Source organism: Legionella cherrii, from assembly GCF_900635815.1.
Lineage (GTDB): Bacteria > Pseudomonadota > Gammaproteobacteria > Legionellales > Legionellaceae > Legionella > Legionella cherrii.
In genome coordinates, this window is the sequence record NZ_LR134173.1 from 2,631,606 (window position 1) to 2,645,123 (window position 13,518).

A 13,518-nucleotide genomic window follows, 5' to 3' on the forward strand; every position below is an offset into this window, starting at 1 on the left:
TGTTACTTTTTTACAAGGAGAGTATTGTGGGTAAACTTACTGTTGAAGGCATGACCGCTGTTGAAAAAGCAAAAAAAGACCGTGCGGAGGCTTTAAGAGCACTAACTTCCATACCATTTAATGTAAATGATGTGGAACAACAAGCCGCACTAAAAAAATACATCAATGACTTCGAGTACAATGCGAATCTAATGTACCTTTTCCAAGGAATGAGTACTGGACTAACAGCTTGGGGTGGTTCTTGGCTCGCAGGATTTCTTTTACCAATCCCTGAGTTCGCTAATTATTTCCTAAGTATGTTTCTTTATTGTGGTGCTGCTGGTTATATTCTTCAAAATTTTAGTCTCGCTGACTTCCACAACCAGCTCGATGAAATGAAGGTGATATACAACTGGTGCTTGAAAAAAAATCAACCTGAATATGATGGTACCGATAATACCGCAATACTCTCAAATTCAGATGTTCAGCGTATGATTAAATTAATGGCCCCACTTTGCCCTACTGAATTTATGTTGGTGTGGAAAAAGGTAACTGCAGCAGAAGAAACTAAAACCTCTATTTGGAGCAGCTTCTCTTATGCCTATTCCCTCTTTTCATCACCTAAACCCGATGTTGATCTCAATCGCCTTCAAGACTTAAAAGCTAGCGTCGAGCGACGTGAACTTGAGGTGGGTGTATACAAAGGTGTAGAAAGTGCAATTCGTTACTTCGCAACTGACGCTCATTTCAGAGAACTTTTAATTGCTAAAGTACAGCAACCTGTAGAGCAAATAAAAGGGATGCTGCCTTCGGTACTTAGCTTAGGACATTCAAAGTCGGAGTAACACATACTATCACCCCGAAATTTCTTACATACAACTTAAAGTATGAAGACGCGTAGGCTGGGCTGTTAAAGCCCAGCGTTTAACTTCGGCAGAATTTCTTACTTATGAACCCCATAGGTCAGAAGTATCTTGTTCATTGGATTCACCGTGTTAAGAGTTCAATTCAATAAAACACTGAGTTGAACAGCTCAGACAATACGACTGAGTCTACTCCGAACTGAACATACTTAAGCTGAACAGATTTTTGCCGTGAAACTACTTCTTAGATAAAACCCGCGCGGTAGTGTTTTTATTTTATTCCCTTGAATATCATAACCGTAACATAAAGATTTTCCATTTGCTGCTTTCGGCCGTACTTGCAAATACTCCCCTTCTTTTGCATCGACGCTTTCAAGATGGCCAGTACCGATTTGCAAAGACAAATAATTCCAATCTGCTTCTAGAACACTCTCTTGTAGTCGATCTGGTGACCATATAAATCCTTGACCAATCCTTCTTTGTGGATAAGAGATGTCTGTATCTCCTTCTACAGGAACCCACAAAATTCGTTTTAATTTAAGGTAACATTGAGAGGTCTTCCATACTTGTCTATGAATTGTAAGTAGAGGAATGGATGTAATAAATGTCGATTCGGTGGGTTTTCCCGATTTATTTAAAGGAAGTGTTTTAAGTTCTACACCTAGAAATTTGAAGTCAGGCAATGATTTGTTTTGGGCATCAGCGCCTAAAGCTAATTCAATGGCCTGCCCCACCCATCCTTTTCTCTGATTTGGATTAGCTGGAATAGATAAACCCAGACTTAAACCAAGTTGTGCAAAACTAAGACCAGCAATAGTGGAGCATCGTTCAAGTAATTCAGCTTCAGTTTTCGGTGGTCTGATTTTTAGTGATGAGATCACCTTGTCCCTCTTTAATTTCAATGGAAATCGGTTCTATAGGAGGTTTAATATTTGCTGCTTTGAACTGTGTCATTATGGCAAACAATACTTTAGATTGAACCTCAATTCGAGTATGGATTTGCACATTAATGAAATACCGAACCTCAAACTCAAGCAAGGCTTCATCAATTTTTTTAAGAAACACTTGAGCCGGTGGATCTCCAACAATTTCTGGGGTCGTTGCTAAAATATCCTGTATCAGTTGCTGAATCATTACGGGATCATCAGAACGACTGACCTTTATAGGAATAACTGTTCTGACAATACCATCCTGATGTGTCCAGTTGGTAAAAGGTTTATTAAAAGTTTCTGCATTAGGAATCAATACCTCCATATTGTCCCAAGAAGAAACTCTCATAGACCGAATGCCAATATGAGAAACACGTCCTTCATGTTCGCCTACTGTAACTAAATCCCCTTCTCGTACAGGTCTTTCAACAAGTAACATTAGACCACCAACAACATTGCTGGCAAAATCACGTAAACCAAATCCCATACCAACGGCAAGTCCCCCGATAATCATTGACATACCGCTAAAATCAAATCCAAGCACATGCAGAGATACAAAGCCACCTAAAAGAACTATTGCATATTGACTAAAAACCGAAAGACTATTTCTTATCCCGGCATCTTTAGCATTTTTATACAACCAGCGATAACAAAATTCGCGTGTCCATTTAGCAGCCCAAACACAAACTGCAAGTAGAATAAAAAACCCTATTGTACTGGTGATAGTAATATGAATACCTGGGATATTGACGATGGTATATTGAGCAAATTTACCCAAGCTGACCATAACCCACGAATCAGAATGCCAGCCAAATAATTGAAACAGAACCAACATGCTCGCAACAAGTAATAAAATCCGCAGAATTTTATCTAAGGGTTTTAAAAAAACTTCTACCCACAACCATCCATTACGCAATGAGGAAATCATTAATTCTGAAAACAACTCTAAAGCATCGAATAAAAGGCCCCGTGAAAGGATGTAACCTACGAGAACAAGTAAAGCATAGGCCTGATATTGACTCATATTCCATGCTAAATTGATAAATCCTAATAAGCCGATTACAGCAGTAGTAAATAAGGTTATGGGGACAAGGATCACCAATAAAGAAATGGCATTTTTCACGTATCTTTTTTGACTTTTCAATAATGGACGAAGAAGATACGGAATGACATCCTTACTTTTCCATATAACCAAGGACACTGTTAAAATAAAGAGCATAAATAAACGGTTAAATATGTCTTGAAGCAGTATCGATAAGGGTAATGAATGACCAAGAGTCATTAAAGCCGTAGTCCAACCACCAAAAAGTAATAACCATTTTAAACGGTAATAAAGTTTGACATCCTTACCTGATGAGTCAGTAATTCGCTCGAGCAACACTAAGCGTGCTATCAAGATTAAAATCTTAAAAGTAAACCATACGGCAATTAATTTAAACAACAACTGATAATTAGAGAAGGAAATATGGGTTACGTAGAGCAACGCCCATAACATAGAAACGATACAAAAATAAGGTAAATTTCTTTGCACTAAAACCAAAATACCATCATATAGATAACCGGTTAAACGGGAACGCTCTTTATCTCGACGAAGCGTTCTTAAAATACGGCTTATCATGAAGAAAAAACCCGCTATAAAGACAAATCCACCCCATAAGATCACCATAGATAAAGGACTTAACCATAAGTAGCTATCGTATACTTTTAAACTCAAAGTGTTGAGGTATTTATAAAATAAACCAGGAATTGCTGCAATTTTATTAAGGATAATAGGCCAACTGCTAATATTGTAATCCGCAAGAGTTTGTCGAGCAGACATTAATTTCTTGAGCTGGGCTTGATAATCAGACAAATTCTTAATAAGCAGTTGCTTTTGTACATTCGCCTCTTTAAGTTGCAGGGCTAAGGTATCTTGTAACGACCGTATCGATTTTTTTAAATTTAGAGGACCAATAAGTTTCGTTTCATTATTCAGAAAATTGCTTATTTGTTGGATCGTTTTTTCAACTTTAGAATATTGACTTAAAGCATCTTTGTAAATATCGGTGATGAGTTGTAAATTTTTTGTATCTGGATTTTTAAGATAAATAATATCTGCTCTTACTACGGTCTTTTGGATATTTAAAGCATTTAAATGATTTTGAATCGCTGCAATATTTTGATTGTTCATCAATAGCATTGCTTCATAATCGGCCGCAGAAAGTGGTTTTGATGACTTAGAATGTTTATCTGATTTATTTTGGGCATTGGTTTCGTAAAGTACAGCCAAACGCTTATTCAGTTGTTCTTTTAATGACTTAATTTGCGCTAGTTTTTGCTCAAGAACAAAATTCGAATGCCACAGCTCCAAATGTTTTATCTCTTCATTCAATGAGGATTGATATTCTTTGGCAAGTTTTAAATTTTCAATGATGAGCTGAGTAGTTTGTTTATTGATGTTAAGCAGGTTTTCTACTTTTTCTACGCGCTCAGGAATCGTTGTATTTTCTTTCGATATCGGCATCTGCTGCAGATGCTTTAAACGCTGATTTAAATTATTTTGTTCTTTATATTGATGGTCAAGAAAACTTTCCAGGCTTTCAATCTTAACGCGGCTCATCGAGAGAATGGCCGATACTTGCTTCATTTTGGCATTAAACTCTTTCTCACTTTGAAGCATGATTGGCTGCTTTGTTTCCTGAATGGATTGTGTCAAATGCGCTTTTTCTTGGGTTAAATATTCAGTAAAAGTAGCCGGTTTCTTGGCCGGAGCAGCTATAGCTAAGGAAGAACAGAAAAAAAAGAAAAATAAGAAACTTAAATATCTTCGACTTTCTGAGAGTGATTTCATTTTTATTAATAAAGAACTCTTGCTATAAATACAGGGATCCCTCTCCAAATTAATTTTGATATCAATTGGATGAGAGATCCCCGGCTTTGCAGGGATGATCAATTTTTTTACGAGGCTAGCTAGCTTTCTACCCAGCTTGTTATTTATTTTGTGTCGTTGGAGCAAGTCTTATTCCTAATTCAGTTAATTGCGCGTTCCCCGTAGGTGATGGCGCGCTCGTTAAAAGGCACGATGCTGTTTGAGTTTTAGGAAAAGCAATAACATCTCTAATTGATGTTGAATCTGTAAGTAACATCGCTAGGCGATCGATACCCAGGGCGATACCTCCATGCGGTGGCGCTCCATATTGTAAAGCATCCAATAAAAAGCCAAACTTTTCCTGAGCCTCTTGCTCATTAATTCCAAGCAACTCAAAAACTGCTTTTTGTAAATCAGATTGATGAATACGTATGGATCCCCCGCCGATTTCATAGCCATTAATTACTATATCATAAGCCTTGGCTAAGGTCCGTGTCGGATTAGCACGTAAGTTCTCAGGTGATAGATCTTTGGGTGAAGTAAATGGATGATGCATCGGATTTAATTTGTTCGCGTCATAATCCATTTCAAACATGGGCCAATCAACAACCCATAATAATTCCCACCCCTCTTTAAGTAGTTTTCTATCATGGCCTAACTTTATTCTTAATGCGCCCATCGCTTCATTAACAATATGGTTTCTATCCGCACCAAAGAAAATAACATCTCCAGTTTTAGCTTCTGTGCGTTGCAGAATTGCGAGTACTGCATCTTCGGAGAGAAATTTTAAAATGGGAGATTGCAAACCGGTCATTCCTTCATCCAGATTATTTACTTTAATGTAAGCAAGTCCCTTAGCTCCATAAATACCGACAAAACGGCCATAATCATCGAGATCCTTTCTGCTTAGATCACAGCCACCTGGGAGTCGTAATGCAATCACTCTGGATTCAGAATCATTTGCTGCAGTAGAAAATACTTTAAAATCACAGTCTTTTACTATGTCAGCCACATCAATGAGCTCTAAAGGATTGCGCAAATCCGGTTTATCACTACCAAAGCGCCGCATTGCTTCAGCATAAGGCATTCTGCGTAATTTTTCAGGTAAATTCACATTAAGAATTTGTTTAAATACCGTTTTTAATAAACCTTCGATCAGGTTGAGAATGCTTTCTTCATCAATAAACGACATCTCGATATCAAGTTGTGTAAATTCAGGTTGTCTATCGGCTCGCAAATCCTCATCGCGAAAACAACGAACGATTTGATAATACTTGTCAAACCCAGAAATCATAAGTAATTGTTTAAAAAGCTGTGGTGATTGGGGCAATGCATAAAATGACCCTGGATGAACTCTGGATGGTACCAAATAGTCACGTGCTCCCTCTGGGGTTGCTTTGGTCAGCATTGGGGTTTCAATGTCAAGAAAATTCTGCTGATTAAGATAGGTACGAATACAACTATTTAACTGATGTCTTAATGTGAGTTTGTGCTTCATTGATGGACGACGCAAATCAATGTAACGATATTTATAACGTAGATCTTCATTTACAACTTGAAAATCATCAGGTAAAAATGGCGGGGTTGGTGATTGGTTAAGAATTTCGAGCTTGCTGCCAATTACCTCGACTGTACCTGTAGCCATCGCTGGATTAATCATCCCTTCGGGTCTTTTACGTACCACTCCGGTAATTCGCACCACAAATTCGGAGCGTAATTTTTCTGCATCAGAAAAACATTCTTTATTCTCTGGTTCATAAACTACTTGCAGAATACCTGAGCTATCACGTATATCAAGGAATATGACACCACCATGATCTCGACGATGATGAACCCAACCACATACAATAACTTCTTTTCCTAAACTTGACTCATCGACGCCCAAACAGTAGTGTGTACGCATATAAAAAACCGCCTATTTAAATTTTTACAAATTGTTTGTTAATGCAGCCTCTGACATTGGCGGCATCACTCCTAAAGAAATTATAAATTTCAGTGCATCTTCAATACTCATATCTAACTCAATAACATCAGTTCTTGGAAGCATCATAAGAAAACCTGAAGTGGGGTTAGGAGTAGTAGGGATAAATATAGAGACCAATTCTTCTTTTGTTTTATTATTTATTGATGTACTTGCTGCACCTGTTTGGAAAGCAATGCTCCATAATCCTTTACGTGGATACTCAATCAAAACTACTTTTCTAAAAGCCTCGCTATTTGTTGATAATAAGGCATTAATGACTTGTTTTACTGTTTTATATATTGAGCGGACTAGCGGAATTTTAACAAGAATCGATTCCCCCCACTCTACTAATCGCTGTCCGAAATAATTAGTCGCAATGACACCAGTAACAAGCAGAATAATAAGTGATAAAATAACTCCTAAACCAGGAATATAATGGCCAATTAATTGTTCGGGTTGATACGCTTTAGGGATCAAAGCCAAAGTATTGTCAAGTAAGTCAATAATAAAACGCAATACTCCTATAGTGATGAGTATGGGTAACCAAACCACCAATCCAGTGAGTAAATAGCTTCTTAATGACAATGCTTTCACTTAGTGTCACCGTCTGTAGTAGTTTTTGAGGAAGAAGTATCTTTTGCTTTATCTGCTGTACCGGAACCATCACTTTTAGCAGTAGCTTCTGCGGATTTAGTATTTTTGTTTTTAAAATCAGTAGCATACCAACCAGTACCTTTGAGTTGAAAGCCAGCAGCGGAGATCAGTTTGACCACTGTATCTTTATAACATACAGGACACTGTTTGACAGGCTCATCACTAATTTTTTGCATTAAATCAAAGTGATGATTACAACTGGTACATTGATATTCATATATTGGCATCGAAAACGACTCCACTAACTTCAGATAGTTCAAACTAACCTATTATTATAACGAACTCCGAAAGGATGAACAATACGTTAGCCCTATGACATGGGCTTAGATTTTTGAGTATTCCTTTGAGTTATCTAAATTTTTATAAATATTTTTCGCCGATATAAAAAAGCAGCCACCAGAAAGTTTAAAAAAAGAAACCCTATGGAATAAAAAAGCCCTGCGTTTTCTTGGCTAAATGTTCCAAATAAATATTCCGCGATGACTACCCGTAACACGTCTTGAGAGCCATCGGCTAAGTGAAAAACAAACATCGATTGAATTTTCAGTAAAATAACGTGAAAAATAAAAATAAAAAGTGCATTCATGCCAAAAATCTTAAAGGGAATAGACCATTTTGTATAACCCAATACATCGATAACAAAAAAACATAAGCCAAAAACGATAAGCGAAAAACCACTACTCCATAAAATAAAAGTACTTGTCCATAAATTTTTATTAATAGGAAAGCTATAACTCCATATCCAGGCTATCACAAGTGAAAGCAAACCCACTGCGATTAAGGTTGCGCTTTTCTTTTGTTTACTGATTCGAGTTAATAAAAAGTGTCCTGTTAAAAGGCCCAAAAGTGTTGTAGCGATTGATGGGATAGTACTTAAAAGACCCTCTGGATCAAAAGTCTTAAATAATAAATGTGCAGGAGAAAATATTTGATTATCAATATAAGCGCCCCAGTTGTTTGCCATACTTAATTGGTCCGTTGCAGAACCAGGAAGTGGAACTTGAGTTAGGAAAAACCAGTAACCAATAAGAATCCCGAAAAAGATAATAATTTGTGTGCGAATGGATGTACGAAGATAGAGAATCGAACAGATGAAGTAACATAAAGCAATACGTTGCAAAATTCCATAATACCTTATCGTTGATAAATTAATAATTTTTGGAAAAACACTAAGAAATAATCCAAAAAAAATTAAAAGAAAGGTACGCGTTAAAATACTTCGGTAAAGTTGGGCATTACTTGCCTCATTAATGTGTTTCTTCAGACTGATAACCGTTGTGATCCCGACGATAAACAAGAAAGCAGGAAATACTAAATCTGCTAAACTGCAACCATTCCACTCAGCATGCATTAATATGGGATAAGAAACCCTTGTTCCAAGGCTGTTAACTAATACCATCAATGCCATAGTTAGACCCCGGAAAACATCTAAAGATAAGATACGCTGATTATCAATTGGATTACTACTCATATGAGAAATTCATTAAAAAAGAATTATGATAGCAATAATATGCTAAGTTGTCTTCAAACCGCGCACAGGAACATCCATATGATACACGTAATGTTTGATAATTTGTTCTGCTTGTTCACAAGTTAATGGCTTGCTGATCGCTCCCTCCATAAAATAATGTTGGCAATCATATTTGACCACATCTGCTTCAAAACCAGTCAAAGCGATGATGGGAACATGATGATTTGTATTTTTTTCCTTTTGACGTAGTTGTTTTGCAACGACATACCCTGAAGAGTCTTCAAGACCAATATCCATTAAAACAAGATCATATTTTCCGGGATGAAATAATTTGATAGCGCTATCTGCAGAATCTGCTATATCGACGTGACAATGCAATGCAGTTAAGAGTGCTTTTTCAACATTTTGCGCAATTACATTATCTTCCACCATAAGCACAGTAGGCAAATAACCTTCTTTCAAGGAATGTTCAACTTTTTGATTATTTTCTTCCAGCGCATTGACATGGGTTTTAAGTTGTTTATTTAAAGTAACATCGTTTAAAATAACAATTAGTCCAATTATTTTTTTATTGCGGTCATACATTGGTATTCGAGACGATTCAAAGTAATAAGCTGTACCTGAATTGTCTTCGATAGGTTTTTCTTCGACATGATGTTGTGGGACAGCCGAAAAAATTACCTTCATATCATCTAATTTTAATTCTTCTACCCGTTGCTTATCCCATTGCGCAAATTCCTCCATTTGCTGATAAGGCGAACCCTTCAGATCTTTGAGCGAATTTAGTCCAAGCAATTTGATGAAATTATTGTTACATCCTTTGAGATTACATTCAGTATCAATCCAGTACACAATATGGGGCATTGAATTGATAATTTCCATGTAATATTGATGAATGGAATCAATCTCATCTTGAGATCTGTTTTTAACGTGGGGTGACATGCAAATACTCCAATAATTTATCGTTTCGCATGTAAATTATAGTACAGGTAAAGTATTTTGATTTTTTAGTTAAAATCTGCAAGAAGTTAGGCATTAACCCCGGATACATCCTCCTGCAACAGCTCATTTAAGAAATCATCAGGTCAATAATTAATCAATACAATCAAATATTGCAAAAAAAATAGCCTATACTAAAACTATCGGTGATGTAATTCCATTAAGTCTATGATCGATGTAAATAAATTTCAGCAGCTCTATAGAATTATCCATTTATTAATAGCATCCGATTCCGCGCCCTCCTTTTGGAAGGGCGCTATTGCATTCTGGAAGGGTACTCCAGTTACAAATGATCTTCCTAATACTGTTTTGACTATGAGGGAAATGTTCAAAGAGCATTTGAGTAGCCCTTATAAAAGCGAGGTAGCAGGACAGAAAAAATTCTTAAGTGATTTAGGAAAAATAGCAGATAGTAAAACACAGACCGAAGTGAGTAAATTAGAGACCGAAGAAAAAGGTGTCAAGGAAAAATTGAGTACTTTTAAAATGTTCGTGGGTCTTTCAAGAAATCATATTACACAAGATTTTTATGAAGCGCTTGCTCAATTAAAAGATTTAGATAAACTTCCTGATAATGAACAAAATATCTTGATCAATGAGGTTAAAAATAAATTATTAAATATAATTCAGGAAAGGAAGAGTGTTGATTTCAAATCTCCACCCTTAGTGACAGATATATTGCACGAAGAACAACAGGATCGATTGTTAAGGTCACAATTAAAGTTCAATGCTGCTGAAGAAAGAACAATAGCCTATATTTACAGTGATACCCCCCCATCACAAGTGTTTAAGCAAGGATTTAAGTCAAATGGATTTGGTCGAGTACTATTTGAAGGAATATTGGGAAGGTCTGTTAATAAAGAATCAAGCATGTATATCATCTCTCGAAATCACTTGGATTTAAAAAAAGCCCAGAAACATAAATATGTTTATGTAGTAGATGTTTTTTCTTCAGCATTAATAAATACGGATGGTTTCTCGGAAAACCGTGATCCCAATCTGAGTTTGATACCGCGTGCGGTTGAGCCTAGCGAAGTCGTTGGTTTTTTCCAAGTAACTGGTGAGGAAAAACCTCAAATTGGACATGTGGAACAGAACAAAGAGTATAAAAAATTAGTGGTTCCAGGTGAACAGCTTCTATTTCGAGCGGATAGCCGTCATCATTCTGGTGATCCTTCCAAAGACTTAGCATTGAATAATTTTAAAGAAGGCTTGATGAAGCCCGAACCAAGCAATATATTTAAGTCTGGGATCAAACCATGGTCGAAATATTCTGATGATTACGAAGGACATATTGATAAACGAACACCAACCATTTTTATTTCTAGCACTGATGACATTGAGCGGGCACTAAAATTTCCGGAGGAGGTGAAAGCAAATGAAAAGCGTTATATTTATGTAATGTATAAACCAGAACGAACAATTCAATCAAAAGACCTATATGCAAATAGTCAACATGCAATGAGTGATAGTGAATATTTAGTTCCAGGCGGTATTTCAGGTGAACATATAATCGGTATGTATACTTATGAAAATGGTAAATTCACTTCTTTTGATCCCAATCCTAATTGTACGGTAAATATTGGGAGTAGTCCTGAAGCTTTTTTGGAGGAGCGTGGTTTACCCATACCTGAAGATATGGAGAACACAGAGGAAAAGCATTCAAAATTCGAGCTTTAGAGTCCTCTACCCAGAGCAGCCCTCGGCAACGTAACATCGGGGATGGCCAGTTGCAAAAGCTATCGCAGAATCCACTCAATTTGTTGCTTTAAATCAATGGGAATTTCGGAAAGCTCCTCAAGTTCGTAATCCATATAAGGATTTTCAACTGAACTCGTCTCTTGATGCTGCCGAATTTTCTTATCGCGCTCTTGGTGTAACCATAAAATCTGCGGCTTAAATAAATGAAGTATCCCTTCAACCCATTTGTCCAGTACTTGCCAATAGGGATCATCCTGTAAGCTCATTTTGTAGCGTTTAAGTAAACGTGCACTGTGATCAGCAGGATACCAAATTTCGGAGGTTACCCAGCGATTAACAGTGAACAAACGTATGGGTTGTCCTAATTGATTCATACCAATAGCGACTAAATGAGTCATTGGATTATCAATATATCTGTCCCAATCGGCTAAAGGTGCGGGTTTGATACTTTTAGGAATCTGTTTGTACCGTAAAAAACAATGAAAATGACCGTGCTCAGTACTTTCATAGTTTTCTCTATGGCAGTGATAAAAATATTGAGCCCCCGTTTTATGATCGATACGATCTCCCTTAGGATAATGACTCATTCGTTCAAAACGACGTTTTTTATTTAAGGCGTAATGAAGAATGTTTTTACCCTTATTGGTCGTCATCATTTGTTGTGATTCTAAAATTTGTTTGGCGTAATTCAAATAAATATTCTTATGCCACTTACTTAGTTCGGGTAAGGTAAAATCTGAATGGGTAATCATATTTCTTACTTCATGAAGGAAAAAAAGAAGAGGTAGTAAAAACTACCTCTTTAAAAGAATAAAGATTACAGATTACTCGCCAGAGCAACCACCGCAACCTTTACAACCTTTGCAACCTTTGCAGCCTTTACAGCCTTTGCAACCTTTACAGCCAGTACAACCTTTGCAGCCTTTGCAAGTGCTAGTAGTTGTAGAGGCGTCATCTGCATAAGCAACAGAAACTACAGGAGCTGCTAATACAGTTAATAGAGCAGCTACAGCTATTGTTGATTTTTTCATAATTTTACTTCCTTGATAGTTAATGATTTTTAACCCAATTAGATATTAGCAAAGAAATTGGAGTTTTTCTTCCTTTTTTTTTAAAAAGTTTATTTTTTCAGGCATTTTTATCGCATTCAATATGCTTAAAAAACAAAAAATCAGGATAGCTCTTTTTTCGAAACTAATAAAAAAAATTTATCCAACATTCTTGCACTTAAAATCCATTTAAGAAAAATCATGAGATGAGCTGGAAATGTTACTGGATACTTGATCCTAGGTCTTTTAGATTCAATTGCATGAATAAATTTACTAATTACTGCATCGGGTTTTCGAGTAAAAATAGAGTCCGATTTTTTTTGTTTATAACTTGTCAGCATTTTTTCATATTGTTTGGAGAAATAACTATTTTGTACATTGATATGACTCAATGATTTATCAACACTGTTATCTCGAAAATGGCTTTCTATTGGACCTGGCTCTATTGTAATGACATCAATACCTGATGATTTCAATTCAAGCCTTAACGTATCACTAATCCCCTCTAAGGCATATTTGGAGGCATTATAAGCACCACGAAAAGGCAAACTAATAATACCTAAAATTGAACTTAAATTGATAATACGACCATACCCCTGCTGACGCATTACTGGAATGGCAAGATTTGTAAGCTCGAGTAAGCCAAAAACATTGGTTTCAAATTGTGCACGTAATACATCGCGTGAAATATCTTCTAGAGCCCCTGCTTGACCATAACCTGCATTGTTGATTAAAACATCTAAACGTCCTTTTGTTAGAGCGAGAACTTCAGTAAACGCACTTTGAATTGAAGATGAATCGGATACATCCAGTAGAACCGCTTCTATTCCCATATCCAATAATTTTTGGACATCCTCTTTTTTTCTGCACGAGCCTATCACTCTATGCCCTCTTTTTTTCAGAGCAAAAACAGCATCAAAGCCTATACCACTGGAGCAACCAGTAATTAAAATTATTCTTTGCTTCATCTTTCAAATCCCAAAATTGCTCATGAAAATTATTTATAATCTATAATTGTTGATGTAACAACAAAAAGATGGGGTTGCATCATGGAAAAGGTTA

Annotated in this window: 12 protein-coding genes; 2 read left to right on the forward strand and 10 right to left on the reverse strand. The window is 36.4% G+C overall.

Annotated features, from left to right (window positions below; genetic code table 11):
• Positions 1 to 26: 26 nt before the first annotated feature.
• Positions 27 to 824, forward strand: coding sequence for a hypothetical protein (locus EL022_RS11090; RefSeq protein WP_028380512.1), 798 nt, complete (start codon positions 27 to 29; stop codon positions 822 to 824).
• A 227-nt stretch (positions 825 to 1,051) separates the two neighbouring features.
• Here the strand turns inward: EL022_RS11090 and mutH are convergent, their stop codons facing one another.
• From mutH to EL022_RS11125, 7 genes are all read right to left on the reverse strand, one after another.
• The gene (gene mutH / locus EL022_RS11095) at positions 1,052 to 1,723 is read right to left on the reverse strand and encodes a DNA mismatch repair endonuclease MutH (RefSeq protein WP_028380511.1); all 672 of its coding nucleotides are present in this window, start codon (positions 1,721 to 1,723) and stop codon (positions 1,052 to 1,054) included.
• On the reverse strand, positions 1,686 to 4,601 hold the full coding sequence (locus EL022_RS11100; protein ID WP_197718060.1) for a mechanosensitive ion channel domain-containing protein: 2,916 nt from the start codon (positions 4,599 to 4,601) through the stop codon (positions 1,686 to 1,688). Before EL022_RS11100 ends, mutH begins: the two co-directional genes overlap by 38 nt.
• A gap of 139 nt (positions 4,602 to 4,740) precedes the next feature.
• Positions 4,741 to 6,522 (reverse strand): aspartate--tRNA ligase, encoded by a 1,782-nt coding sequence (gene aspS / locus EL022_RS11105; RefSeq protein ID WP_028380509.1) that lies wholly within the window; start codon positions 6,520 to 6,522, stop codon positions 4,741 to 4,743.
• Positions 6,523 to 6,546: 24 nt separating this feature from the next.
• Positions 6,547 to 7,176, reverse strand: a complete 630-nt coding sequence (locus EL022_RS11110) for a DUF502 domain-containing protein (RefSeq protein ID WP_028380508.1) — start codon at positions 7,174 to 7,176, stop codon at positions 6,547 to 6,549.
• A complete protein-coding gene (locus EL022_RS11115) occupies positions 7,173 to 7,463 on the reverse strand; it encodes an FmdB family zinc ribbon protein (RefSeq protein ID WP_028380507.1) in 291 nt (96 codons plus the stop codon). The genes EL022_RS11110 and EL022_RS11115 overlap by 4 nt, the downstream gene beginning before the upstream one ends.
• A gap of 125 nt (positions 7,464 to 7,588) precedes the next feature.
• Positions 7,589 to 8,707: an acyltransferase family protein gene (locus EL022_RS11120; protein WP_028380506.1), complete on the reverse strand. Its 1,119-nt coding sequence runs from the start codon at positions 8,705 to 8,707 to the stop codon at positions 7,589 to 7,591.
• 42 nt (positions 8,708 to 8,749) lie between these two features.
• The gene (locus EL022_RS11125; protein ID WP_028380505.1) at positions 8,750 to 9,649 is read right to left on the reverse strand and encodes a response regulator; all 900 of its coding nucleotides are present in this window, start codon (positions 9,647 to 9,649) and stop codon (positions 8,750 to 8,752) included.
• Positions 9,650 to 10,030: 381 nt separating this feature from the next.
• Here EL022_RS11125 and EL022_RS11130 point away from each other — a divergent pair, with 381 nt between their 5' ends.
• Positions 10,031 to 11,386, forward strand: a complete 1,356-nt coding sequence (locus tag EL022_RS11130; protein WP_126325199.1) for a scabin-related ADP-ribosyltransferase — start codon at positions 10,031 to 10,033, stop codon at positions 11,384 to 11,386.
• A 59-nt stretch (positions 11,387 to 11,445) separates the two neighbouring features.
• Here the strand turns inward: EL022_RS11130 and EL022_RS11135 are convergent, their stop codons facing one another.
• The 3 genes from EL022_RS11135 to EL022_RS11145 form a co-directional block, all read right to left on the reverse strand.
• Positions 11,446 to 12,159: a DUF6969 family protein gene (locus tag EL022_RS11135; RefSeq protein WP_028380503.1), complete on the reverse strand. Its 714-nt coding sequence runs from the start codon at positions 12,157 to 12,159 to the stop codon at positions 11,446 to 11,448.
• A gap of 72 nt (positions 12,160 to 12,231) precedes the next feature.
• Positions 12,232 to 12,438, reverse strand: a complete 207-nt coding sequence (locus EL022_RS16710) for a hypothetical protein (protein WP_028380502.1) — start codon at positions 12,436 to 12,438, stop codon at positions 12,232 to 12,234.
• Between the two features lie 140 nt (positions 12,439 to 12,578).
• Entirely contained in the window at positions 12,579 to 13,424 is an 846-nt protein-coding gene (locus tag EL022_RS11145; RefSeq protein ID WP_028380501.1) for an SDR family NAD(P)-dependent oxidoreductase, read from the reverse strand.
• Positions 13,425 to 13,518 lie beyond the last annotated feature (94 nt).